Consider the following 22,968-nt stretch of genomic DNA (forward strand, 5'->3'; position numbering starts at 1 on the left):
GTCCTCCACAACTGTGCTCCAGGAGGCACGGTTCTGACGGGTCAGAGCCGTTGCTCCTATATTTCGGTTGCTTCATGAAAACGGACCCACCCGGGATCAAGTTCGCGGCAGGCCTCGCTTGAAGATGCCTGGAAAACAACAAAGCCGGCGCTTGCTGCGCCGGCTTTGCGAACTTCAACGGAAATCCGGATCAGTTGCGAACGGTCATGCAGGAAATGTCGGCGCGCTTGAGCGTGCGGCAGACCGCTTCGGCAGAATCGCGATCGAGACCCGCGAAGCGGGCGCGGTATAGCGTGCGATTGTCCTTGGACACGGTTGTTTCAGTAAAGGGATCGGCCTTGCTGAGCAGCGCGCTGGCCTTGGTGCGGGCGAGGTCGATCCGCTGCTTGGCTTCGCTTTCGCTTTCGAGTGCGCCGACCTGGACGATCCAGCCGGTGCGAACCACCGCCGGTGCGGCCGGCTTGACGGCGTCGTTCTGTTGTGCGGCCTGCGGCTGGGCACGGGGCGCCGGTTCGGCATAGGCCAGCGTCTGCGCGTGCGAGGTGTGCGCCGGTGCCAGGCTGGAAGCGGGTAGCACGCCGAGCACGCCGTTCCCGGTGCCGTGGCCGGCCGGCTGCTGTGGCATGGCTGCCCTGAGGGCTTCCTTGGCGGCCTCGGCCTTGGCCTCGGCGGCGTTTGCGACAACGGCGCTGGAGGTCTCGGCGACTTCGGGGCGGGCAGCGACGGCGTTGGTGATCGGCGGAGCCGCCGGCTGTGAGGGGCCGGCAGATGCCAGTTTCATCGGCCCGGCCTTGACCTGAACCGTCTTGACCTTGACCGGCTTCATCGGCTCAGCCGAGCCGGGGATCGCGGAAATCTGCTGGGTCTGGATGACGCCGTTGGTCAACGGCGCAGGCTCGGGCCTGGCTTGCTGCTCGAATTTGTTCTGTTCGACCTTGGCGGGCGCGGGAGGCAGGGCAGCGGCGGCCGCCGCCATCAGCGACGGCTTCGCCGGAGCGATCGAGCGGGTCACGGGCATGGCTGCGAGCCCCGGTTCGGCGGCGGCGAGGACGCTCGCGGACTGAGCCGTTTCTGCCGGACGCGAAGCGGTCTCGGCCTCGGCCACATCGACAGAGCCGTCGGCGGGATTACGCTCGGCGATCGCGGCCACGGTACGCTTGGTCGCGCCTTTCTCCAGGTTCTCGGCCAGCAGGTTGCGCATGGTGGCGTCACGCGAACCGCCGCTGCGGCCGCCCAGCACCACGCCGACGATGTGGCGGTTGCCGCGGCGCATCGAGCTCACGAGGTTGAAGCCGGAAGCGCGGGTGTAGCCGGTCTTGATGCCATCGACGCCTTCGACATTGCCGAGCAGGCGATTGTGGTTGCGGATCGACTGGCCGCGATAATTGAACACGGTGGTGGCGAAGTAGCGGTAATAACGCGGATAGCGATCCTGGATCGCGCGTCCCAGCGTTGCCTGGTCGCGTGCCGTGGTCAGTTGCTCGTCGTTGGGCAGGCCGGAGGCATTGCGGTAGGTGGTCTTGCTCATGCCGAGCGAGCGCGCCTTGCGCGTCATCAGCTTGGCGAATTCGTCTTCATCGCCGGCAATGGCCTCCGCGATCACGACGGCGGCGTCGTTGGCGGAACGCGTCACCAGGCCCTTGATGGCGTCCTCGACCTTGAGCGTCTGGCCGGGCTTGAGGCCGAGCTTGGTCGGCGCCTGTTCGGAGGCGTGCTCGGAGACGTTCATCTCGGTGTCCAGCTTCATCTTGCCGGCGTCGAGGCGTTCGAACAGCAGATAAAGCGTCATGATCTTGGTCAGCGACGCCGGGCGCCGGATGCCGTCGGGATTGTTGGAGCTGAGCACCGCGCCTGAATTGCCGTCGACGATGATGGAGGAGAACTGCGGGTTGTAGCTTTCCCGCACGACGTTGTGGTGGTGTCGACGATGCTTGTAGCGGCGCGCTTCGGCGCTCTCGCTCGAGATTAGGATTACGGTTGTGAACGTAATGAGCCCGAGGGCGCACACGCGCAAAGCGCGCGAGGAAGCCAAGGTTGTACGAAGCATTTACTTCCCCGTCCCAATTTCTGTCTTGATCACCGGCTCGTGAGGCAAAATTGTGCCCGCCAACCGCTGACGCTCCCCCGTTCGGAGTACCGATCCGGCCATTACGCGCGGCCGGCTTGGCCGATCAGGTCGCTGTTCTAGCTAAGATGCTGTTCACAAACAGCTTTCAAGCTGTCTATCGGAAGGCGAACAAGTCCAGGAATCAGGTTAGGCGGAGCGGGTTTCCAAAAGATTAATTAACCGTTGCGTAAGACCCACGTTTTTTGTGCGAATTCGCCACATTTGTGCGTCGCACAATATTTCTTGACTTTATTGTGCGGTGCACATATATGGATGGTGGTCAGGGGGCCGGGACCTCCCGGCAATCAGTTTACACCTGCAGTCTGGGAAAGGACTCCATGATGGTCAAGGTTGAAGACATTCAGAACTACGGCAAAGAGCATCTTGATTCGGTTGCCGCTTCCGCGAGCAACGTGCAGAGCGGCGTTCAGGCGATCGCAACCGCCTATGGCGATTACGCCAAGAAGTCGTTCGAAGACACCAAATCGTTCGTTGAAAAGCTCTCCGGCGTGAAGTCGCTGGACAAGGCGATCGAAGCGCAGACCGAATTCGCGCGCTCTTCCTACGAGACCTTCGTCGCGGAATCGCAGAAGATCGCGGGTCTCTACACCGATCTCGCCAAGCAGACCTTCAAGCCCTACGAGGGCCTGGTCTCGAAGTTCAACCCGGCCGCGCGCTAATTCGTTCGCGATCTGATACTTCGATAATAAAAAAGCCCGGCCGTTGTGGCCGGGCTTTTTCTTGAGGTTTTTTCTCGACGTTTTTTGCCGTTTCTCTCGTCGTTTCTCTCGTCGTTTCTCTTGGCGCTCGAATTCCTGGCGCGCCACGACGGTTATTTCGCGACGCGCAGCCTGGCCGGCGGCTGCCCGATCGAACTGAACACCGACAAGATCTGGTTGGGAACTGGCGAAACCGGTTCCGCCAAAAACAGGTCAAAGCCCGCGCATCGCCGTACCCGACCACCGAAGCTCCCTCCATCCTGCGGCTAAACGGACAGTCGCGGTCCTTTGTCAAATCCGGCATAAGCGATTAACCTTGGCCCGGATAGCCGAGCCGGGAATCGGGTCGGTCGCGGGTCGCGCCGGGGCAGTGTCAATGGCTTGCGGCGATCCGGCGGCGGACCCATATTCCAGGTGCCGATCCGGCCAACGGGTCGGACCGGGAGCGGCGATCTGGAAAAGCGTTGCTGGGTACTTCGCGGCGGCTCACGCCAGAGCCGATCGCGAACGGGCCAGGATGCGCTCCGGTCACTCCTTTTTTATTTCGAACGCCTGGGCCATGTTGCAATCAACCTTCAAAGCTTTTCCGTCCGTGCCGGCAAAGTCGTCCGCTTCTGCTCCCCGAATGGGCAATGACGAGAACCGCAACGCCGGAACCAGCGGGCCGTCGACGTCGGTCATCACCAAGGTCAAGCCGAAGACCAAGCGGCCGAACCTGTATCGCGTCCTCATTCTGAACGACGACTACACGCCGATGGAGTTCGTCGTTCATGTGCTGGAGAAATTCTTCCAGAAGGATGCCGAAGCGGCCACCAAGATCATGCTCCATGTCCATCACCACGGGATCGGTGAGTGCGGCGTGTTTACCTACGAGATTGCCGAGACCAAGGTCACGCAGGTGATGGATTTCGCGCGCAAGCACCAGCATCCCCTGCAATGCGTGATGGAAAAGAAATAGCCGCGCATGGCTCTCGACCCGGCCGGAGACGGGAACGGGTCTTGCATTGACTGCGTTGACGAAGCCGATCGTATTCCCGGTAGTTTTTCGGGGGAAGGGTGCGTGAATTTAGAGGAAAACCAACTTTCCGGAACCGGTCTTTCGCCACGATCGTGCGTAACTATATGACAAGTAATGACGAAGGTTGTTGTTGCCTGACCGGGTAATGGCGATCATGATGAGCGGGGGCCATAGAGGACGCGAATGCCAACTTTTTCCCAAAGCCTTGAACAATCCCTGCATCGTGCGCTGGCGATTGCGAACGAGCGGCATCATCAATACGCGACGCTCGAACATCTTCTGCTGTCGCTGATCGATGACTCGGATGCGGCGGCCGTGATGCGTGCCTGCAGCGTCGATCTCGACAAGCTGCGCACGAGCCTCGTCAACTATCTCGAGACCGAATTCGAAAATCTGGTGACTGACGGCGCCGACGACGCCAAGCCGACCGCAGGCTTCCAGCGCGTGATTCAGCGCGCGGTGATTCACGTCCAGTCCTCGGGGCGTGAAGAAGTTACCGGGGCCAACGTGCTGATCGCGATCTTCGCGGAGCGCGAAAGCCATGCCGCCTATTTCCTGCAGGAGCAGGACATGACGCGGTACGACGCGGTCAACTATATCAGCCACGGCATCGCCAAGCGGCCGGGCGTCTCCGAAGCGCGCCCGGTGCGCGGCGTCGACGAGGAGACCGAGACCAAGGGCACCGAGGACGCCAAGAAGAAGGGCGAGGCGCTCGAGACCTATTGCGTCAACCTCAACAAGAAGGCGCGTGACGGCAAGATCGATCCGGTGATCGGACGCAATTCCGAGATCAACCGCGCGATCCAGGTGCTGTGCCGCCGCCAGAAAAACAATCCGCTGTTCGTGGGCGAAGCCGGCGTCGGCAAGACCGCGATCGCGGAAGGGCTCGCCAAGCGCATCGTCGATTCCGAAGTACCGGAAGTGCTGGCCGCTGCCACCGTGTTCTCGCTCGACATGGGCACGCTGCTCGCGGGCACGCGCTACCGCGGCGATTTCGAGGAGCGGCTGAAACAGGTTTTGAAGGAACTGGAGGCGCATCCGAACGCCATCCTGTTCATCGATGAGATCCACACCGTGATCGGCGCCGGTGCCACCTCCGGCGGCGCGATGGACGCGTCCAACCTGCTCAAGCCGGCGCTGGCGTCCGGCACGATCCGCTGCATGGGGTCGACGACGTACAAGGAATACCGTCAGCATTTCGAGAAGGACCGCGCGCTGGTGCGCCGGTTCCAGAAGATCGACGTCAACGAACCGACGGTGGAAGACGCGATCGCGATCCTCAAGGGCCTCAAACCCTATTTCGAGGATTACCATCGGCTGAAATACACCAACGAGGCGATCGAGGCGGCGGTGCAATTGTCGTCGCGCTACATCCACGACCGCAAGCTGCCGGACAAGGCGATCGACGTGATCGACGAGTCGGGCGCGGCCCAGATGCTGGTCGCCGAGAACCGGCGGAAGAAGACCATCGGCATCAAGGAAATCGAGACCACGATCGCGACCATGGCGCGGATTCCGCCCAAGAGCGTGTCGAAGGATGATGCCGAGGTGCTCAAGCATCTCGAGCAGACCCTGAAGCGCGTGGTGTTCGGCCAGGACAAGGCGATCGAGTCGCTGTCGGCGTCGATCAAGCTGGCGCGCGCCGGCTTGCGTGAGCCGGAGAAGCCGATCGGCTCCTATCTGTTCTCGGGTCCGACCGGCGTCGGCAAGACCGAAGTCGCAAAACAGCTTGCGGCCTCGCTTGGCGTCGAGCTGCTTCGCTTCGACATGTCCGAATACATGGAGCGGCACACCGTGTCGCGCCTGATCGGCGCGCCTCCCGGCTATGTCGGCTTCGACCAGGGCGGACTGTTGACCGACGGCGTGGACCAGCATCCGCATTGCGTGGTGCTGCTCGACGAAATCGAAAAGGCGCATCCGGATCTCTACAACGTGCTGCTGCAGATCATGGATCACGGCCGGCTGACCGACCACAACGGCAAGCAGGTCAATTTCCGCAACGTGATCCTGATCATGACCACGAATGCGGGCGCCGCCGACCTCGCGCGGCAGGCCTTCGGCTTCACGCGCAACAGGCGGGAAGGCGACGACCACGAGGCAATCAACCGCCAGTTCGCGCCGGAATTCCGCAACCGGCTGGATGCGATCGTCTCGTTCGCCCATCTCAATGCCGACGTCATCGGCATGGTGGTGGAGAAGTTCGTCCTCCAGCTCGAGGCGCAGCTCGCCGACCGCGACGTCACCATCGAGCTGTCGGAACCCGCCAAGGCCTGGCTGATCGAACATGGTTACGACGAGCAGATGGGCGCGCGTCCGATGGCGCGCGTGATCCAGGAGCACATCAAGAAGCCGTTGGCGGACGAGGTGCTGTTTGGTCACCTCAAGGGCGGAGGCCATGTCCGCGTCGTGCTGGTCAAGGACGAGGCAAGCGCTGACGGCAAGGACAAGATCGGTTTCGAGTTCGTCGAGGGACCGGTCACGCCGAAGCCGGAAAAGCTGCCTGGTGCCCGCAAGCGCAAGCCGAAACCGGGCGGGCCCAACGGAGGCGGAGGCTCCAAGGGGCCAGCCTCGCGGGGACCGCTGGTCAAGGCTTGATCGGCGGATAAAGCGAGTTCGAGTTGCAAAGCCGGCGCGTCGCGAGACCGCCGGCTTTTTGCCGGGCGCAGGGCGCTTTGCTGCGGCGGCGCGTTAACGTTCCGTTAGCAACGTGGACAAAACCGGGGTCGTGGAAGCCCGGTTGGATCATCCCGGTTAAGCCAGTTTAGATCACCTGGCTGGATATTTCGGGCGGGAACCCAACTGGAATCGCCGCCATGAGTGAACTGAAATCCATGCCCCGCGGTCGCACCTTCCTGGCCGGCAAGATCATCTCGAATTATGGCCAGTCGTCGATCGATTGCATCGTCCGTCAGATGTCCGATGTCGGCGCCGTCATCGAGGTCGAAAGCGCGCTCGGCATTCCCGAGCATTTCCATTTGCTGATTCCGGGCGAAGGCCAGCCGCAGCCGTGCAAACGGGCGTGGCAATCCGATAAGCAGGTCGGTCTGTGTGTTTGAGGCGACGGAGGCGGCCAAAGAGGGAGCTGCCCGCAGCGGCGCCGAGGAGGCGAAGGGCGGCGAACAGCTCGTACGGGGGCAGTTGCTGGCGCTGCGCGCGGCGCTCGATGTCGTCGATGTCGGCGTGCTGTTGCTCGACGCGGACATGAAATCGCAATTCATCAACCGCGCGTTCCGTCGCATGTGGGCGTTGCCGGATGCTGTCGCCGACCGAAATCCCGCATTCGTCGCGCTGATGTATCATGGCCGGGATACCAAGGCCTACGAGATCGACGCCAGAAATATCGACGCCTATGTCGCCGAGCGCGTCCGTCTGGTGCGGGCAGGCGACACCAAGCCGCTCGATCTGCGCCGCACCAATGGCGAGGTGATCCGGATGCAGTGCGCGAACCTGCCGAACGGCGGCAGGATGATCAGCTATACCTACGTGACAGACATCGTTCGCCACGCCGACGAGCTGGAAGTGCTGCGCAGCGCGCTCGACAACGTTTCCGAGGGCGTCGTCATGCTGGACGGCAATCTCAATGCCCAGTTCCTGAACAAGAAGATGCGAACCTTCTGGGGCGTTACCGAGGAGCGGGCCGCCAGCCGTCCGTCCTATGAGACGCTGATAAGGAATTCGCCGCATGCAAACGATCGCGGCATGACCCCTGACCAATTGGACGCGTTCTACGCCAGCCGGGTTGCCGCCGTGCGAGACGGCAGCGAGCCGTTGCGGGATCTGCGAACCACCGATGGCCGCAACGTCCGGGCGCATTGCGCGCTTCTCAAGAACGGCGGCCGGATGCTGACTTATTGCGACGTCACCGACCTCGTTCGCAACGCGCAGCAGATGGAAGAACTGGCGACCATCGATTCGATGACGGGCCTGTACAACAGGCGGCATTTCTGGACGCTGGCCGCGGCCGAATGGAGCCGGTTTCAGCGTTACTACCGGCCGCTATCGGTCCTGATGATCGACGTCGATCATTTCAAGGCGGTCAACGACCGTTACGGACACGCCGTCGGGGACGAAGCGCTGGTCGCCGTTGCCAATGCCTGCCGGGAAGGCAAGCGCAGCTCCGACATCGTCGGCCGGCTCGGGGGCGAGGAGTTCGCGATGCTGCTGCCGGAAACCGATCTCGATCAGGCGAGAATCGTGGCGGAGCGGGTTCGCCAAAGTGTTGCCGCCAGCGCGTTGAAGGCGGACGGGGTTCACTTCAACGTGACCGCCAGCGTCGGGTTTGCGGCCGCGACGGTGAGCATGTCCGGGTTCGAAGCTCTGCTGCATGCAGCCGATCAAGCCTTGTATCAGGCCAAGGCGGAGGGCCGTAATCGCACCGTCGCATGGTCGCCGGCGCCGGCGGCAAAGCTTGCTGCCGAGTAGATCGCCAAAAGGCTTCAGCGCTCGTTGAGCAGTTCGTCGATGCGGCGCTCGAGCTGGCGCTTCTTGATTTCGCTTTTCCGCAGCCGTTCCGCGAGATCGGAGACCGGCTCGGCCGGGCTTTCCGCCCTGAAGACGACACCAACGAAATTGTCGCGCCACCAGATCACCTTGGCCAGGAAGGAGCGGCCCTTGCGCGCGATACGCAGCGAGATCTGTTCTTTCGGCAACTGCAGGTTATTGCTGAATTCGATGGTCGCGCCGCGATCGGAGATGTTGCGGACGATGCATTCGCGCGTCGTGCCGCATTCCCCGATCTCGGCGACGCCGCCATACATCACCTTGTCGCGCACGCTCTCGCGCCGGTCCAGCATTGAATGTCTCCCAACAAAGAGGGAGACTTTTACCCCGCTTTGTGCCCCGTAAAAGACCGGCTGACGCAAAATGCGGCATTAACGTAAATTAACGGCGGTTCCGTTGGCGGGGATTTCGGAACAATTGCAGTGCAAAAAGGCGGTGAAACCGCGGATCCACCGCCCAGCCGTGATCGTTTGACTAACGCTTTCGCCGCCATGCGCGCCCGGATTGAACTGCCATGCAAAGAGCCCGATTTCTTCGCGCCCTATGCTGCACGGTGTCGCTTTTGTCTTCGGTTGCGCCTGCCAGCGCCGAGGACGCGGGTGAGGCTACCCGGTCGGGCTTCGAGCCACCTGCGATACCGGCCGAGAAGCCGGCTGACGGGACGCGGGAGAGCGACACCCGTGAGGCGATGTGCCTGATGATCGAGTCGGCCGCGAAAGCCTCAAGCCTGCCGCTCGAATTCTTCGCCCGCGTGATCTGGCAGGAGAGCCGCTTCCGCTCCGACGCGATCGGGCCGGTGACGCGCAGCGGCCAGCGGGCGCAGGGGATTGCGCAGTTCATGCCCGGCACCGCGAACGAGCGCGGCCTGCTCGATCCCTTCAGTCCCGTGCAGGCGCTGCCGAAATCGGCGGAGTTTTTGGCCGAGCTGCGCGACCAGTTCGGCAATCTGGGACTGGCGGCCGCCGCCTACAATGCCGGCCCGCGCCGGGTTCAGGAGTGGCTCGCCGGCACTGGGCCGATGCCGCAGGAGACGCGTAGCTACGTCCTCGCCATCACGGGCTCCAGCGTCGAGGAATGGGCGAAGGCGCGGAGGGGCGGCAGGACACCGGAGCGGATACCGACGTCGAGCTGTCGCGACTTGATGGCGCTGCTGAAGCAGGCCCCCAGTCCCTTCGTCACTGAACTCGAGAACCGCATCACGCTCGGTGCCGCCAAGGTGTGGGGCGTGCAGCTCGCAGCCGGCTTCAGCCGCGACAAGGCGCTCGCGATGTACGCCCGCGCCATGAAGCGGCTCAGCGCCGTGATCGGCGACCAGGATCCGAGCCTGCTCTCCTCGGTGATGCGCAGCCGCGGCACGCGCGCCTTCTACCAGGTGCGGATCGGCGCTGACACACGGCCCGCCGCCGACGATCTCTGCAATCGCATCCGCAAAGCGGCCGGGGCGTGCTTTGTGCTGAAAAACAGGGGCGTGCCGGGGTAGCGGGGAATTATCGTAGCCCGCAGTGCATAGCCGCTCTGAGCCGCGCTTGCTTGACGCCAGACGCTTTCGTCAGCCCTATGCCTGCACCACTCAAGCATGCCGGTTGAAGGTGAAGTTACCTCCGCTCTCTTCCCCGAGTTGGAAAAGCCCCATCCGCGCCTTCGCATGGGGCATGAGTTCGGTCGCTTCCACCGTGCTGACGTTGGTGCTGTTTGCGACCTATCTCGGCATCGGCGCGCTGGCCCATGACAGCGGTTTCAGCCTGGGCTGGGTGCTCGGCAGCACGCTGCTAGTCTGGGCGGGCCCGGCGCAGATCATCCTTATCTCGACGCTGGGCTCCGGCGCGACCGCGGTGCAGGCCGCGATCGCCGTGACCGTCAGCGCGATCCGGCTGTTTCCGATGGTAGTGTCGGTATTGCCGCTGATGCGCACACCCGAGACCAAGCGCCGTCATCTGGTGCTGGCGACGCATTTCATCGCCGTCACCCTGTGGGTCGAATGCTACCGGCTGCTGCCGAAAGTGCCGCGCGAGCGGCGGATTGCGTTCACGCATGGGCTCGGCTGCGGGCTTGTCACCGTCTGCATGGTCGCGACCACGCTCGGCTATGGCCTTGCCGCCAACCTGCCGCCGCTGTTTGCCGCGGCGATCCTGCTGCTGACGCCGCTGGCGTTCCTGCTTTCCACCGCGCGCAACTGCCGGCAGATATCGGACATACTGGCGCTGGTGCTTGGGATCGCGCTGTTTCCACTGGTGTCGATGCTGCATACCGGCGTCGATATCCTGATCAGCGGCGTCACCGCCGGCACCATCGCCTATGGCGTGCACTGGTGGCGGGAGAGGGCGCGCGCATGAGCGAGTTTTTCGGTAATCCCCACGCGCTGTTGGTTCTGGTGCTCGCAGGCTTCCTGCCCAACGAGGTCTGGCGCATGGCCGGGCTGTGGTTCGGCGCCGGCGTCGACGAGGGCTCGGAAGTCCTGGTGTGGGTGAGGGCGGTGGCAACCGCGATCCTCGCCGGGGTCATTGCGCAAATCCTGATGCAGCCGCCGGGCGCGCTGGCTGATGTCCCGGACTGGTTGCGTTATGGCGCGGTTGCGGCCGGCTTTGCGGCGTTCATGCTGACGCGGCGCTCGATCTTTGTTGGCGTGGTCTGCGGCGAGATCGTGTTGCTGGCCGGGAAATGGTGGCTCGGTTGATTGCAGGCGCAGGATAATCCGGTACTGTCCGGCGCATAAAAATATCGAGGAAACAAGATGAACTGGCTGAAATTATCGGCGCTGGCCTGCAGCCTCGTCTGCGCCGCGCCGCTGGCCCATGCGGCGGAATATCCGGTGCGTCCAATCAAGCTGATCGTACCCTATGCCGCGGGCGGCCCGACCGACGTGCTCGGCCGCATGGTCGGCGACTATCTCAGCCGCGACCTCAAGCAGCCCGTCGTGGTCGAGAACAAGGCCGGTGCGCAGGGCGCGATCGGTGCAGATGCCGCGGCGCGCGCCGAGCCCGACGGCTACACGCTGTTCTTTACAGCGGCCTCGATCATTGTGCTCAACCCGCTGCTCTACAAGAAGCTGCCATATGACCCCGCCAGGGATTTCCGAATGCTGGCGCTGATTACGGACCTTCCTGTCGTGATGGAGGTTCATCCTTCCGTGCCCGCCAAGACGGTCGCGGAGTTCGTGGCCTATGCCAAGCAAAATCCCGGCAAGCTTAATTTCGGATCGGCCGGCACCGGCGGTACCATTCATCTCGCCGGCGAGATGTTCAAGCAGATGGCCGGCGTCGACATGGTTCATGTCGCCTACAAGGGCGCGGGCCCCGCGCTGACCGATCTGATATCGGGCAATATCCAGTTGATGTTCGATACGCTCGGCACCGCGCTGCCGCCGGTCAAGGGTGGACTGCTGCGGCCGCTGGCGGTCTCTTCGGCGCAACGTATCCCCGATCTGCCCGACGTACCGACCATGGCCGAGAGCGGCTATCCGGAGATGGCGTCAGTGTCTGGTACGGCGTCTCCGCGCCGGCCAAACTGCCCGACGACATCGCGCAAAAAATTACCGCCAGTTTGAACAAGGCGTTGAACGATGGGGCGTTCCGCGCTTCGCTGGACAAGGTCGGTTTCCCGCCGCTGCGGCCCAAGAGCCAGGCCGAGATCGAAAAGTTCGTTGCGACGGATCGCGCGCGGTGGGCGGGCGTGATAAAGGCCCTCAACATCTCACTGGATTAGGGAAATGGTTCGAGAAAGCGAAATCCGCGAGGGCGAAATCACCGTCGACATGCCGCCGGCCCGCGATGCCGGGCTGGTGTTTGTCGGCCGCATCCGCACGCCCTGGAAGTCGCGGCTGGAGACGCCGCGGCAGGGCCGCCTGGACGGCCCGGTCTGCCGGCTCGAGATTTTCGAGCCCTGGGTGCCCGCGATCAAGGGCGTCGACTTCTATGAAAATCTCGAAGTGATCTACTGGCTGCACCAGTCGCGCCGCGACCTGGTGCTGCAAAGCCCGAAGAACAACCAGAAAACCCGCGGCACGTTCTCGCTGCGCTCGCCGGTGCGGCCCAATCCGATCGGCACCTCGATCGTGAAGTTCGTCAAGATCGAAGGCAACGTCATCCTGGTGCGTGGCCTCGACTGCCTCGACGAAACGCCGCTACTCGACGTCAAGCCCGACCGCTGCGAGTTCACCCCGCTGGCGCCGCCGCAGCCCGGGGATTTCCAGACGGAGTGAGCGGTCCGGTTCGAGTGGATGGATCGGTCATGGCCACCTGCAGCCTGTAGCCGGGACGATCGGGTGCGATCGGGGTGCGCCGCATTGACGGCGTGAATTCTGCAGCTCCTTGTTGCATACCGACAACGGCTCGTCGTAAAGTGGTCTGGAAGCGCAAGCGCTACAAGGTCTCCTACCAGCGGGGAACCGGGCGGAAATGCGAATCGTCGTTGCGATAACGGGTGCGACGGGCGCGGCTTATGGCGTCCGCCTGCTATCTGCGCTCCGGGAGCTCGACGTCGAGCGCCACCTCATTTTGAGCAAGTGGGCCGAGGTGACGATCCCGAAGGAAACTGGCCTCAGCACGCGCGAGGTTGGTGCGATGGCCTCAATCGTGCATCCGCACAACAATCAGGGAGCAACGATTGCCAGCGGCTCGTTCCGCCACGACGGCATGATCGTTGCGCCCTGTACCATGAAGACGCTTTCGGCGATCCGCTTCGGGCATTCCGATGGACTGATTTCGCGTGCCGCCGATGTTACGCTGAAGGAACGGCGCCGCCTTGTGCTGTTGGCGCGCGAAACGCCGCTGAACGATATTCATCTGGAGAATATGCTGGCGCTGAGTCGCATGGGCGTAATCATCGCCCCGCCGGTGCCGGCATTCTACAACAATCCTCAGACCATCGAAGACCTGATCGACCACACCGTCGGCCGCGTGCTGGACCTGTTCGGCCTGGACATGCCGCAGCGGCGTTGGAACGGGATGCGTGCGGAAGGTGATCTTCCTGCGGTGGTCGAGCGCCCGCATGTCGTTGCCAAGGGGAGCGGAACATGAACGAAGCCGAGCACACCTATTCGCGGCCCCAGGCGTCGGACGGCAATGCGGTGCCGGCCGAACTGGCGCGCTACCTCGATGGCACAGACCTGCTGGCGAAAGCGCAGGCGATACGCTTGTCCACCGTCGATCAAGAGGGGTGGCCGCACGCTTCGCTGCTGAGCGCAGGTGATATGGTCGCGTTGCCGTCCGGCCGTATCCGCTTCGCGTTGTTTCCACAGTCTGCGACGTGCGCCAATTTGATGCGTGACGGGCGGCTGACGCTGACCCTTTCGATCGCCGGCGGCATGTGCGAGTTGCGGTTGCGCGCTCGCCGGCTTGCGCATTCTTTGCCCGAAATTCCACTGGCCTGCTTTGAGGCCGAGGTGGAGACGGTACGAACGCACATCGCGCCCTACGCCGCTGTGACCAGCGGCATCACTTTCGCGCTGCACGAGCCGCAAGCAGTTCTACCGCGCTGGCAACGCCAGATCGCCGCGTTGCGGGCCATGACCTGAAAGGCGGCACGTCCATGCGAGCCTACAAGGATCTTCGAGAATTCTTGTCCGTGCTTGAGCAGGAACGCCAGTTGTTGCGGATCGCCGAACCGGTTCGCCTGGAGCCGGATCTGGGGGCGGCGGCTTGTGCACTGGCGCATCTCGGCGAAAGCAGCCCGGCAATCCGCTTCGACAATATTGCCGGCTACACCAATGCGCATGTCGCGATGAACGTGCACGGCTCCTGGCCCAACCACGCGCTCGCGCTTGGCATGGACAAGGAGGCGCCGTTGCGCGACCAGTTCTTCGAGTTCGTTCGCCGCTTCCAGCAATATCCCGGCGAGCTGGAGCGCGTCGCCAGCGCGCCATGGCAGGAGGTGGTGATCGACAAGGATGTCAACCTTTACGATCTGATGCCGCTGTTTCGTCTCAACCGGGGTGACGGCGGCTACTTCATCGATAAGCCATGTGTCGTCAGCCGCGACCTCGACGATTGGAACAACGACGACGTCGAGAACGTGGGCGTCTATCGTCTGCAGGTGAAGGGCCGCAACCGGATTGGCATCCAGACGGTGCCGCAGCACGACATCGCGATCCATCTGGCGCACGCCGAAGAGCGCGGTGAGGATCTGCCGGTTGCGATCGCGCTCGGCAACGAGCCCATCATCACGCTGATGGGTGCGACACCGATGCGTTACGATCAGCTCGAATACAAGATGGCCGCCGTCATGCAGGGCGCACCGTACCGCGTGGTCAAGACGGCGAAGGGGTTGGATGTTCCCTGGGGATCGGAATACGTGCTGGAAGGCAGGGTACTGAACCGGCAACGCGAGGCTGAAGGGCCGTTTGGAGAGTTTCCCGGCTATTACTCGGGTTGTCACCAATATCCCGTGATCGAAATCGACCGGGTCTCGCATCGCAAGGATCCGATCTACGACGCAGTCTATGTCGGCAGGCCCTGGACCGAGCTGGATTTCTTGCAGGCGATGACGACAAGCGCGCCGATCTTTGTTCAGCTCAAGGCGTTATTCCCGGAGATCGTGGCGGTAAATGCGCTGTATACGCACGGGCTGGTGGTGATCGTATCGACGAAGACACGTTACGGCGGCTTCGCCAAGTCGGTCGGCCTGAGCGTGCTGTCCACGCCGCACGGCCTTGGCTACGCCAAGATCATCATCGTCGTCGATGCCGATGTCGACCCGTTCGACCTGAAGCAGGTGATGTGGGCGCTGTCCGTCAAGGTCAATCCCGCCGGCGACGTCATCATCCTGCCGAACCTTCCCGAGAATCTGCTGGACCCCGCGGGTCAGCCGGGCGGCATGTCACACAAGATGATCATCGATGCCACCACGCCGGTCGCCCCGGATATTCGTGGCCACTACGGCGAGGAACTGGACATTCCGCAGGGGATGGACGCGTGGCGGCTCAAGCTTGGTGCGTTGATAAAGGATCTGCAGAAATGAGCCAGATGGAGCAGGCCGGCCAGCATCGATTCTGCCCGCGCTGTCGTTCGGCCACCGTCAAGGTGCTGAGCACATCGCCCGTCGCCGGAGTCTGGTCCGTGTTTGGTTGTGCGACCTGCCTCTATGCGTGGCGTTCGACCGAGCCGGACGAGAATACCGACCCCGACAAATATCCCGCCGTGTTCCAGCTGAAACCGGAAGACCTCCCAAATCTCCCGGTGGCCCCCAGTATTCCGGCGCGGCGCCGCTCGGGCGCCGGGTGAAGGGAATAGCCCGCCGATTGCGCCGATCCTGAACCAACGATCCAGCCACATCGCGTGGAGGACCTCGACGGAGCGATTGTCTCGCTGTCATTCGCGCGACCCGTTGGCTCGCAATGACGGAGTGAGACGGTTGCTACCCCAGCGCCGCGGCCAGCTTGGTCGCGTTGTCCTCCAGCACCTTCACATCTTCCTTGCGGCTTGCCGGCGGCAGCAGCGCGACCCCGTCGTGGCGCGGCATGACGTGCATGTGCAGGTGGAACACGACCTGCCCGCCGGCGGGCTCGTTGAATTGCTGCACGGTGATGCCGTCGGCCTTGAAGGCCTTCATGGCGGCGGCGGCGATCTTGTGGGCCGCGCGCGCAACGTGGGCGTAATCGTCGGGCGTGATGTCGAGGATGTTGCGGGCAGGGGCTTTTGGGATCACCAGCGTATGGCCCGGCGAACGCGGCATGATGTCGAGGAAGGCCAGCACGTGATCGTCTTCATAGACCTTGTGACAGGGAAACTCGCCGCGCAGGATTTTTGCGAAGGGGTTGTTGGTGTCATAGGCGGGCATGGTTGTTCCCTCGGGGTTCGTTTTCAATTTCATGTCTCTATAGCGTTTTCGAGCGAAGTGGATACCGGTTCGCGTCAAGAAAACGCGTCAAAACAAACGAGAGCCCGGTAGAACCGGGCTCGCGCCGCGCGAGGTCAAGCCTCGTCGGAGGCCTTGCGGAACGGTCCGGCCTCGGTCAGCTCGCGTCCGGCCTCCGCCACGTAGGCGCGTTCGCGCTTCAGATAGTCTGATATTGCGCGGCGCAAATTGGGGTCGGCGATGAAGTGCGCGGAGTAGGTGGTTTGCGGCAGGTAGCCGCGCGCCAGCTTGTGCTCGCCCTGCGCGCCGGCCTCCACGACCTTGAGGCCCCGCTGGATCGCGAAATCGATCGCCTGGTAGTAGCAGACCTCGAAATGCAGGAACGGATGATGCTCGACCGCGCCCCAGTTGCGGCCGAACAATGTATCCGAACCGATGAAATTGATAGCGCCGGCGATCCAGCGGCCGTTGCGTTTGGCCATCACCAGGAGCACGTCGCGGCTCATGCTCTCGCCGATCAGCGAGAAGAATTTGCGGGTCAGATAAGGCCGGCCCCATTTGCGCGAGCCGGTCTCCATGTAGAACGCGAAGAATGCATCCCACGCGTCCTCGGTGATGTCACTGCCGGTCAGATGGTGGATCGTGATCCCGGCGGCAGTGGCCTCGCGGCGTTCGCGCTTGATCGCCTTGCGGTGACGCGAGTTCAGCGAGGTCAGGAAATCATCAAAAGTCCCGTAGCCGGCATTGTGCCAGTGAAACTGCTGGTCGTTGCGTTGCAGGAAGCCGTGCTTGCCCAAAAACTTCGCTTCCGACTCCTGAGCAAAGGTTACATGCACGGAGGAGGCGTCGGTCGCGTTGCACAGCGCCATCAGGCCGCTCGCGAGCGCGGTTCCGATCTGCTCGCGGTCGACGCCATCGCGGATCAACAGACGTCGGCCGGTGGCGGGCGTGAACGGTACCGAGGCCTGCAGTTTTGGATAATAGCGCCCGCCGGCTCGCTCATAGGCATCCGCCCAACCCCGGTCGAAAACGTATTCGCCTTGCGAATGCGATTTCAGATAGCAGGGCACGATCCCGGCGATCTCGCCATCGAGCCTTGCCAGGAGATGCCGCGGCCCCCAGCCGGTGCGGGGGCAGGCTGAACCGGAGGCCTCGGCGGCTGCAAAAAATGCGTGCGAAACGAAGGGGTTATAGGCACCCTTGCAGGTGCTTTGAGACCCGCTCGCGGCCAGCGTGTCGAAGTTTTCGAGACTGTTCGGATCAGGCTTCGGACTGGCGCAGGCGTCCCAATCCGCAGCCTTGATGTCGCTGACGGAGGGAACGGCTTCGAGGGTGATTTCGGATGACGCCATCTAGAAATTCGGACCGGTCCCATCGTGCGATCAGCCATCGCGCAGGGTGGCCAACATCTCAAAGATCGTGCATCGGGCGGGCGAGTTCAAGGTGCGCGGCTGCGCATCAGGTTCCCGGCAGGAACCCCTCGAAGATCATCTGGTCGGCATTGCGTGCGGCGCGGGCGCGCTGCTCCGCCGTGCGCACAGTCCAGGTCAGCAGCGGCAGCCCAAAAATGTTGCGGGCGATCCAGGGGGCGGCTGTCGGCAGCTCATCCACCCAATAGGCGACGAAATGTGGTCGGGTGCGGAAGGCGTGGCGCAGGTGTGTCATGCCGTGGCGCTGTTCGGGCGAGGCTTCGGGCCACTCGTCGGCGGTATATTCGCGCTCCGCCACGATGCCGCGGGGGCGTCCCGGGATCAATTCGCGCAGCGCCACCACCTGGTCGGGATCAAAGGACATACCGACGGCAGGGCCGGAATAGGCGCCAAGCACCTCCGCCATCCGCCTCACCAGCCGGCGGTCGCCATCGAAATGGCTTTTGACCTCGATCACCAGCGGCACGCGGCCGGCGACGAGCGAACAGAGATCGCCGAGCGTCATCATGCGCTCCGGGGTGTTCTTGAACGCAACCGCCTTCAGTTCGGCCGCGGTCTTGCCAAGCAACGCGCCGGAACCATCGGTGAGGCGGCCGAGCCCGTCGTCATGATGCACCATCGCCTCGCCATCTCTGGAAAGCTGGATGTCGCATTCGATGGCAAAATTGCCGTTGACGGCGGCCTGCGCGGCGGCCGGCATGTTCTCGACGATGCCTCGCGCAATATCATGCAGGCCGCGATGGGCGACCGGACGCGCCGTCAGCCAGTCCGGAGCACGCATGAAGGGCGCTCCGCTCAGGACACCTCGAAGACGGCATCGACCTCGACGGCGGCATCCGAGGGCAGGGATGCGACGCCGACGGTGGTGCGGGCATGCCGGCCCTTGTCGCCGAACGCCGTGACCATCAGGTCGGAGGCGCCGTTGAGCACCTTGGGCCCGTCGAGAAAATCAGGCGCGGAATTGATGAAGCCGCCGAGCCTGACCACGCGGACCACCTTGTCGAGATCGCCGAGGGCTGCCTTGACCTGCGCCAGCAGGTTGACGCCACAGCCCTGCGCCGCCGCGTAGCCCTGTTCGATGGTGACGCCGGCGCCCAGCTTGCCCTTGGCGATCAGCTTGCCTTCCGCATTGGCGCAAACCTGGCCGGAGACAAACAGCAAATTGCCTGATCGCACGAAGCCGACGTAGTTCGCCACCGGGCTGCGGGGCTCGGTCAGGACGATGCCTTGCGCCGTCAGATTTTGTTCGACCGTACCCGCCATTGTTTTCCGTCCCCGCTTGATGTGACCGTTCCTGACCAACGGTCAGGCGCGCATTGTTTCGCGCATCGCGCTTTCTCTTGCAAGTGACGCTGGATCCGCCTCCTGCGCCGCGATCGGTGCGGATACCGCCGAAAACGCCGGAAAACACCAAGCTTCGGTATCTAATTCCCGCGTTTTCGTGACCCCGCCCTAGTTGCGACGCAATGGAGCCATCACTAATGTAACTGAATCTCCCTCGAGGAAAAAACTGGACATGGTTAGCTCGTTTCCGATTCCGGTCCGTGCTTTGGCGTTCTCGGCTGCCGCGACCCTGATATCCGGCTTCGCAAGCGGACCGGCGCTGGCAGCTGCCGGCGGCCCGTTTCTCGCCCATCAGGCGCTCTATGAATTGAAGTTGGTCAAGTCGCGCGGGAGCAACGCGATATCGGGGGCGCGCGGGCGCATCCTCTACAATTTTTCGGGCAGCGCCTGCGAGGGCTACACGTCCGAATTTCGCCAGGTGTCGGAACTCGACAGCGGCGAGGGCAAGCTGACGCTGAGCGATCTGCGCTCGCATTCCTGGGAAGATGCTGCGGGCAAGAGCTACCGCTTCAAGATCGACACACGAATGAACGATACCGACGCTATGCCGGTCGACGGCGTCGCGGAACGGGTCGGCGACCGCATCACGGTCAAGCTGAAGCAGCCGGTCGCGAAGACGTTCGAACTCGACGGCAAGATCGTGTTCCCGACCGAGCAGATTCAGCACATCATCGCCGCCGCCCGCGAGGGCAAATCGGTGCTGGAGCTGACGGTCTATGACGGCTCCGACAATGGCGAGAAGGTCTACAATACGCTGTCGGTGATCGGGCAGCCGATCCCGGGCACCCGTAGCATCGCCTCGCCGGATCCCTCGACCGCCAACGACCAGATGAAGACGCTGACCCGCTGGCCCGTGACCGTGAGCTATTACGACCGCGACGCCAAGACCACGGAAGGCGAGCAGACGCCGGTTTACGCGATGTCGTTCGAGCTGTTCGAGAACGGCGTCTCCCGCGCGCTGGTGCTGGATTATAATGATTTCGTGATCGCAGGCGCGATGGGCCGGTTCGACGTCAAGGATGCCAAGCCGTGTAAGTGAGGGCTCCGTCCAGTCGGTCATCCGCGTGTGAAGTCGCCGGGCTTCAATCCGAGCGCTTTGACGGCTGGCTCCGGTAGCAGCCCCCAGGCTTCGACCCTTTCGTTCGGGGCCATCATTGCGGCGATAATTGCCTCAGCCTTTGTCGGATCCTGTTCAGCCACAAAGTAGACCGAGCGGATGGGCGAACCGCCTCCCAACGGTTCAGTTGTTACGAGGACAACCTGACCATTTGCCATAGCTTGATGTACCACTGACGCGCTGCCGTTTCCACGACGGTGAAAGCTGATCTCCGCGAGCCCGATTCACCGGGAAACGCCGCGGACCGCCAATCCCTGATATATTGAGGTTCGAGGACGACACCCCCATATCATCTCGATAAGGGAGTCCTTGCTGTGCAGAACGTACGGGCGACTCTTGTTGCGGTCGCTGCAGCGGTAGCTCTGGCCGTCTATTCCCCTGTCGCCTCGGCGGGGGAAGCCAACAGCAAGCTTGCGCTGACCGTCTCGGTCGACGGAGCGATCGGGCCGGCAACGGCCCGTTACGTGAAAGACGCTCTCACCAAGGCAAGCGAACGACATGCCGAGGTCGTCGTTCTGCGTTTGAATACACCGGGCGGCCTCTCAACCAGCATGCGCGAGATTATCGCAGACGTGCTTGCCTCGCGCGTTCCCGTCATCGGGTACGTTGCACCCTCCGGAGCCCATGCGGCCAGCGCCGGGACCTATATCCTCTACGCCACGCATATCGCGGCAATGGCGCCGGGCACCAATCTCGGAGCGGCGACGCCGGTGCAGATTGGCGGCCCGCTGCCGGGCCTGCCGGACGCAAGCCCTGACAAGGGCGACAAGGAAAAGAAGGACGGCAGCGACCAGCAGCCGAAGACAAAGGATGCCATGGCAGCGAAGGCGACGAACGATGCCGTCGCCCTGATCCGCAGTCTCGCCGAGTTGCGCGGCCGCAATGCCGATTGGGCGGAGAAAGCGGTGCGGGAGGCCGCCAGCCTTTCCGCCAACGCCGCATTGCAGGCGAACGTCATCGACCTTGTCGCACGCGACCAGGCCGAGCTGCTCAGGCAGATCGATGGTCGCACGGTCGAGGTTGCGGGCGGCGAGACGCGGCAGCTGGCGACCAGGGAGGTCGCGCGTGAAGCGATAGATCCCGGATGGATCTCACGATTTCTGAGGGTGATCACCGATCCCAACGTCGCCTTCATTCTGATGCTGGTCGGCATCTACGGCCTGATCTTCGAACTTTCCTCGCCCGGTGCGGTCGCGCCCGGGGTGATCGGCACGATCTGTCTGCTGCTGGGCCTCTATGCGCTCAACATGCTGCCCGTCAACTATGCGGGCCTCGGCCTGATCCTGTTGGGGATCACGCTTCTGGTCATCGAAGTCTTCAACCCGACCGTGGTTCTCGGCCTCGGCGGGGTCGTCGCATTCGTGCTCGGAGCAGTGATGCTGTTCGAGCTCGAAGCGCCCGGATTCCGGCTGTCATGGCCGGTGATCGGCGTCACGGCGGCGATCTTCGTCGGACTGATCCTGGTTGTCCTCGGCTCGCTTCGACGTGCCCAAAGAGGCCCCATGCGCCTCGGTGCGCAAGCCATGCGCGGCCTGCCGGCCGAAATCCTCGACTGGTCCGAAAGCGAAGGCCACGTCTTCGCCCATGGTGAGCGGTGGCAGGCGCGCGGCACCGAAGCCTTCAAGCCCGGAGAGGTGGTCGAGGTGGCCAACATCGTGGATTTGACGCTGGTGGTACGGCGCCGGCCGGTGCTCACCGTCCCCGAAGGAGGTACTTGATGATGCTTGATTATTTGACTTATGCGGTGCTCGCGGTCGTCGTGGTCCTGTTTCTGTCCTCGGCCATTCGCATCCTGCGCGAATATGAGCGCGGCGTCGTGTTCACGCTCGGCCGCTTCACCGGCGTGAAGGGTCCGGGATTGATCATCCTGATCCCGATCGTGCAGCAGATGGTGAAGGTCGATCTCAGGGTGATGGTGCAGGTCGTGCCGCCGCAGGACGTGATTTCGCGCGACAACGTTTCGGTCAAGGTCAATGCCGTTCTTTACTTCCGCATCATCGATCCCGAGCGCGCGATCATCAAGGTCGGCGATTACATGGCCGCGACCAGCCAACTGGCGCAGACCACGCTTCGCTCGGTGCTCGGCAAGCACGAACTGGACGAGATGCTCGCCGAACGGGACCGGCTTAACGCCGACGTCCAGGAAATTCTCGATCAGCAGACCGACGTCTGGGGCATCAAGGTCACCACCGTAGAGATCAAGGATATCGATCTCAATGAAACCATGGTGCGTGCGATTGCCAAACAGGCCGAGGCGGAGCGGTTGCGGCGCGCCAAGGTGATCAATGCGATGGGCGAGCAGCAAGCCGCCGAGAAGCTTGTCGAGGCTGGCCGAACGCTTGCGCAGGAGCCGCAGGCGATGCAGCTGCGCTACTTCGCGGCGCTGCACGACATTGCCGGCGAGCGATCCTCGACCGTGGTCTTTCCGCTGCCGATGGATTTGCTTGGTCATATGCCAGGGCGGCGGAACGAAGCAACGTGACTTGTTGCCGGCAACAAGGCGATCGCGTGATGCGGCCGGACGGGTCAACAGCGCTGATGCAGCCGAACACTCGGCTAGAAAGTTCGGCTGGATCCGCCAACCAGGGAGAGCCACGATGGCAACCTATGTCGTGCTTGGCAACTTCACCGATCAGGGAATCCGCGCCGCCAAGGACTCACCGAAGCGGGCGGAGGCTTTCAAGAAAATGGCCGAGACCTTCGGGATCTCCGTAAAGGAACTGTTCTGGACGCAGGGACGGTATGACGTTGTGACAGTCCTCGAAGCGCCGGATGAATTTTCAGCCATGACGCTTAGCCTGAGCCTTGGCGCCCTTGGCAATGTTCGCACCGAGTCGTTGCGTGCCTTCTCGGCGGCGGACATGACCAAGGTTGTCGGCAAGATGCTCTGACGGCAGCTCCGGGGTTCGACCATCCCTTCAAGCCGCGGCCTGGCCTTCCGT

At 63.0% G+C, this 22,968-nt stretch carries 26 protein-coding genes; 20 read left to right on the forward strand and 6 right to left on the reverse strand.

The features are described from left to right. Positions 1 to 190: 190 nt before the first annotated feature. Positions 191 to 2,047 carry a serine hydrolase gene (locus ACVWVY_RS24650; protein ID WP_456628801.1) on the reverse strand — a complete coding sequence of 619 codons (1,857 nt, stop codon included), beginning with the start codon at positions 2,045 to 2,047 and terminating at the stop codon, positions 191 to 193. Between the two features lie 401 nt (positions 2,048 to 2,448). On the opposite strand from ACVWVY_RS24650, the gene ACVWVY_RS24655 reads away from it, so the two are divergent. From ACVWVY_RS24655 to ACVWVY_RS24680, 6 genes are all read left to right on the forward strand, one after another. Next, complete coding sequence (locus tag ACVWVY_RS24655) at positions 2,449 to 2,787, forward strand: phasin family protein (protein ID WP_456632302.1); 339 nt, start codon at positions 2,449 to 2,451, stop codon at positions 2,785 to 2,787. A 45-nt stretch (positions 2,788 to 2,832) separates the two neighbouring features. Then, positions 2,833 to 3,096: a hypothetical protein gene (locus ACVWVY_RS24660; protein ID WP_456628802.1), complete on the forward strand. Its 264-nt coding sequence runs from the start codon at positions 2,833 to 2,835 to the stop codon at positions 3,094 to 3,096. 355 nt (positions 3,097 to 3,451) lie between these two features. Continuing rightward, entirely contained in the window at positions 3,452 to 3,784 is a 333-nt protein-coding gene (clpS, locus tag ACVWVY_RS24665; protein ID WP_057840943.1) for an ATP-dependent Clp protease adapter ClpS, read from the forward strand. Positions 3,785 to 4,027: 243 nt separating this feature from the next. Continuing rightward, positions 4,028 to 6,439 carry an ATP-dependent Clp protease ATP-binding subunit ClpA gene (gene clpA / locus ACVWVY_RS24670; RefSeq protein WP_456628803.1) on the forward strand — a complete coding sequence of 804 codons (2,412 nt, stop codon included), beginning with the start codon at positions 4,028 to 4,030 and terminating at the stop codon, positions 6,437 to 6,439. Positions 6,440 to 6,657: 218 nt separating this feature from the next. Further along, positions 6,658 to 6,900, forward strand: coding sequence for a PilZ domain-containing protein (locus ACVWVY_RS24675; protein ID WP_456628804.1), 243 nt, complete (start codon positions 6,658 to 6,660; stop codon positions 6,898 to 6,900). Beyond that, positions 6,893 to 8,266, forward strand: a complete 1,374-nt coding sequence (locus ACVWVY_RS24680) for a diguanylate cyclase (RefSeq protein WP_456628805.1) — start codon at positions 6,893 to 6,895, stop codon at positions 8,264 to 8,266. The genes ACVWVY_RS24675 and ACVWVY_RS24680 overlap by 8 nt, the downstream gene beginning before the upstream one ends. Before the next feature lie 14 nt (positions 8,267 to 8,280). Here the strand turns inward: ACVWVY_RS24680 and ACVWVY_RS24685 are convergent, their stop codons facing one another. Then, positions 8,281 to 8,637, reverse strand: a complete 357-nt coding sequence (locus ACVWVY_RS24685; RefSeq protein ID WP_456628806.1) for a PilZ domain-containing protein — start codon at positions 8,635 to 8,637, stop codon at positions 8,281 to 8,283. Between the two features lie 221 nt (positions 8,638 to 8,858). On the opposite strand from ACVWVY_RS24685, the gene ACVWVY_RS24690 reads away from it, so the two are divergent. The 10 genes from ACVWVY_RS24690 (at position 8,859) to ACVWVY_RS24735 (ending at position 15,561) form a co-directional block, all read left to right on the forward strand. Continuing rightward, a complete protein-coding gene (locus ACVWVY_RS24690) occupies positions 8,859 to 9,824 on the forward strand; it encodes a lytic transglycosylase domain-containing protein (protein WP_456628807.1) in 966 nt (321 codons plus the stop codon). Positions 9,825 to 9,933: 109 nt separating this feature from the next. Further along, entirely contained in the window at positions 9,934 to 10,677 is a 744-nt protein-coding gene (locus ACVWVY_RS24695) for an AzlC family ABC transporter permease (RefSeq protein ID WP_456632303.1), read from the forward strand. Next, positions 10,674 to 11,018, forward strand: a complete 345-nt coding sequence (locus tag ACVWVY_RS24700; RefSeq protein WP_456628808.1) for an AzlD domain-containing protein — start codon at positions 10,674 to 10,676, stop codon at positions 11,016 to 11,018. The genes ACVWVY_RS24695 and ACVWVY_RS24700 overlap by 4 nt, the downstream gene beginning before the upstream one ends. A 57-nt stretch (positions 11,019 to 11,075) precedes the next feature. Next, the gene (locus ACVWVY_RS24705) at positions 11,076 to 11,888 is read left to right on the forward strand and encodes a Bug family tripartite tricarboxylate transporter substrate binding protein (protein ID WP_456628809.1); all 813 of its coding nucleotides are present in this window, start codon (positions 11,076 to 11,078) and stop codon (positions 11,886 to 11,888) included. Continuing rightward, the gene (locus ACVWVY_RS24710) at positions 11,861 to 12,046 is read left to right on the forward strand and encodes a hypothetical protein (RefSeq protein WP_456632304.1); all 186 of its coding nucleotides are present in this window, start codon (positions 11,861 to 11,863) and stop codon (positions 12,044 to 12,046) included. The genes ACVWVY_RS24705 and ACVWVY_RS24710 overlap by 28 nt, the downstream gene beginning before the upstream one ends. A 4-nt stretch (positions 12,047 to 12,050) precedes the next feature. Then, entirely contained in the window at positions 12,051 to 12,542 is a 492-nt protein-coding gene (gene tsaA / locus ACVWVY_RS24715) for a tRNA (N6-threonylcarbamoyladenosine(37)-N6)-methyltransferase TrmO (protein ID WP_456628810.1), read from the forward strand. 196 nt (positions 12,543 to 12,738) lie between these two features. Further along, a complete protein-coding gene (locus tag ACVWVY_RS24720) occupies positions 12,739 to 13,359 on the forward strand; it encodes a UbiX family flavin prenyltransferase (protein WP_456628811.1) in 621 nt (206 codons plus the stop codon). Beyond that, positions 13,356 to 13,856, forward strand: a complete 501-nt coding sequence (locus ACVWVY_RS24725; protein WP_456628812.1) for a hypothetical protein — start codon at positions 13,356 to 13,358, stop codon at positions 13,854 to 13,856. The genes ACVWVY_RS24720 and ACVWVY_RS24725 overlap by 4 nt, the downstream gene beginning before the upstream one ends. A gap of 14 nt (positions 13,857 to 13,870) precedes the next feature. Continuing rightward, positions 13,871 to 15,298 carry a non-oxidative hydroxyarylic acid decarboxylases subunit C gene (locus ACVWVY_RS24730; RefSeq protein WP_456628813.1) on the forward strand — a complete coding sequence of 476 codons (1,428 nt, stop codon included), beginning with the start codon at positions 13,871 to 13,873 and terminating at the stop codon, positions 15,296 to 15,298. Then, the gene (locus ACVWVY_RS24735) at positions 15,295 to 15,561 is read left to right on the forward strand and encodes a non-oxidative hydroxyarylic acid decarboxylases subunit D (RefSeq protein WP_456628814.1); all 267 of its coding nucleotides are present in this window, start codon (positions 15,295 to 15,297) and stop codon (positions 15,559 to 15,561) included. The genes ACVWVY_RS24730 and ACVWVY_RS24735 overlap by 4 nt, the downstream gene beginning before the upstream one ends. Before the next feature lie 133 nt (positions 15,562 to 15,694). Here ACVWVY_RS24735 and ACVWVY_RS24740 read toward each other — a convergent pair whose 3' ends face one another. From ACVWVY_RS24740 to ACVWVY_RS24755, 4 genes are all read right to left on the reverse strand, one after another. Next, positions 15,695 to 16,117, reverse strand: coding sequence for an HIT domain-containing protein (locus tag ACVWVY_RS24740; protein ID WP_456628815.1), 423 nt, complete (start codon positions 16,115 to 16,117; stop codon positions 15,695 to 15,697). A gap of 134 nt (positions 16,118 to 16,251) precedes the next feature. Beyond that, positions 16,252 to 17,487: a GNAT family N-acetyltransferase gene (locus ACVWVY_RS24745; protein ID WP_456628816.1), complete on the reverse strand. Its 1,236-nt coding sequence runs from the start codon at positions 17,485 to 17,487 to the stop codon at positions 16,252 to 16,254. A gap of 106 nt (positions 17,488 to 17,593) precedes the next feature. After that, positions 17,594 to 18,346 (reverse strand): glycerophosphodiester phosphodiesterase, encoded by a 753-nt coding sequence (locus tag ACVWVY_RS24750; protein ID WP_456628817.1) that lies wholly within the window; start codon positions 18,344 to 18,346, stop codon positions 17,594 to 17,596. Between the two features lie 14 nt (positions 18,347 to 18,360). Next, positions 18,361 to 18,828: a RidA family protein gene (locus ACVWVY_RS24755; RefSeq protein ID WP_456628818.1), complete on the reverse strand. Its 468-nt coding sequence runs from the start codon at positions 18,826 to 18,828 to the stop codon at positions 18,361 to 18,363. 253 nt (positions 18,829 to 19,081) lie between these two features. On the opposite strand from ACVWVY_RS24755, the gene ACVWVY_RS24760 reads away from it, so the two are divergent. From ACVWVY_RS24760 to ACVWVY_RS24775, 4 genes are all read left to right on the forward strand, one after another. Beyond that, positions 19,082 to 19,948, forward strand: coding sequence for a cell envelope integrity EipB family protein (locus ACVWVY_RS24760; protein ID WP_456628819.1), 867 nt, complete (start codon positions 19,082 to 19,084; stop codon positions 19,946 to 19,948). 392 nt (positions 19,949 to 20,340) lie between these two features. Then, positions 20,341 to 21,744, forward strand: a complete 1,404-nt coding sequence (locus ACVWVY_RS24765; protein ID WP_456628820.1) for an NfeD family protein — start codon at positions 20,341 to 20,343, stop codon at positions 21,742 to 21,744. Further along, a complete protein-coding gene (locus tag ACVWVY_RS24770; protein WP_456628821.1) occupies positions 21,744 to 22,508 on the forward strand; it encodes a slipin family protein in 765 nt (254 codons plus the stop codon). Before ACVWVY_RS24765 ends, ACVWVY_RS24770 begins: the two co-directional genes overlap by 1 nt. A 115-nt stretch (positions 22,509 to 22,623) precedes the next feature. Next, a complete protein-coding gene (locus tag ACVWVY_RS24775) occupies positions 22,624 to 22,917 on the forward strand; it encodes a GYD domain-containing protein (protein WP_456628822.1) in 294 nt (97 codons plus the stop codon). Positions 22,918 to 22,968 lie beyond the last annotated feature (51 nt).

The sequence above is a fragment of the Bradyrhizobium sp. URHC0002 genome (genome assembly GCF_054059515.1).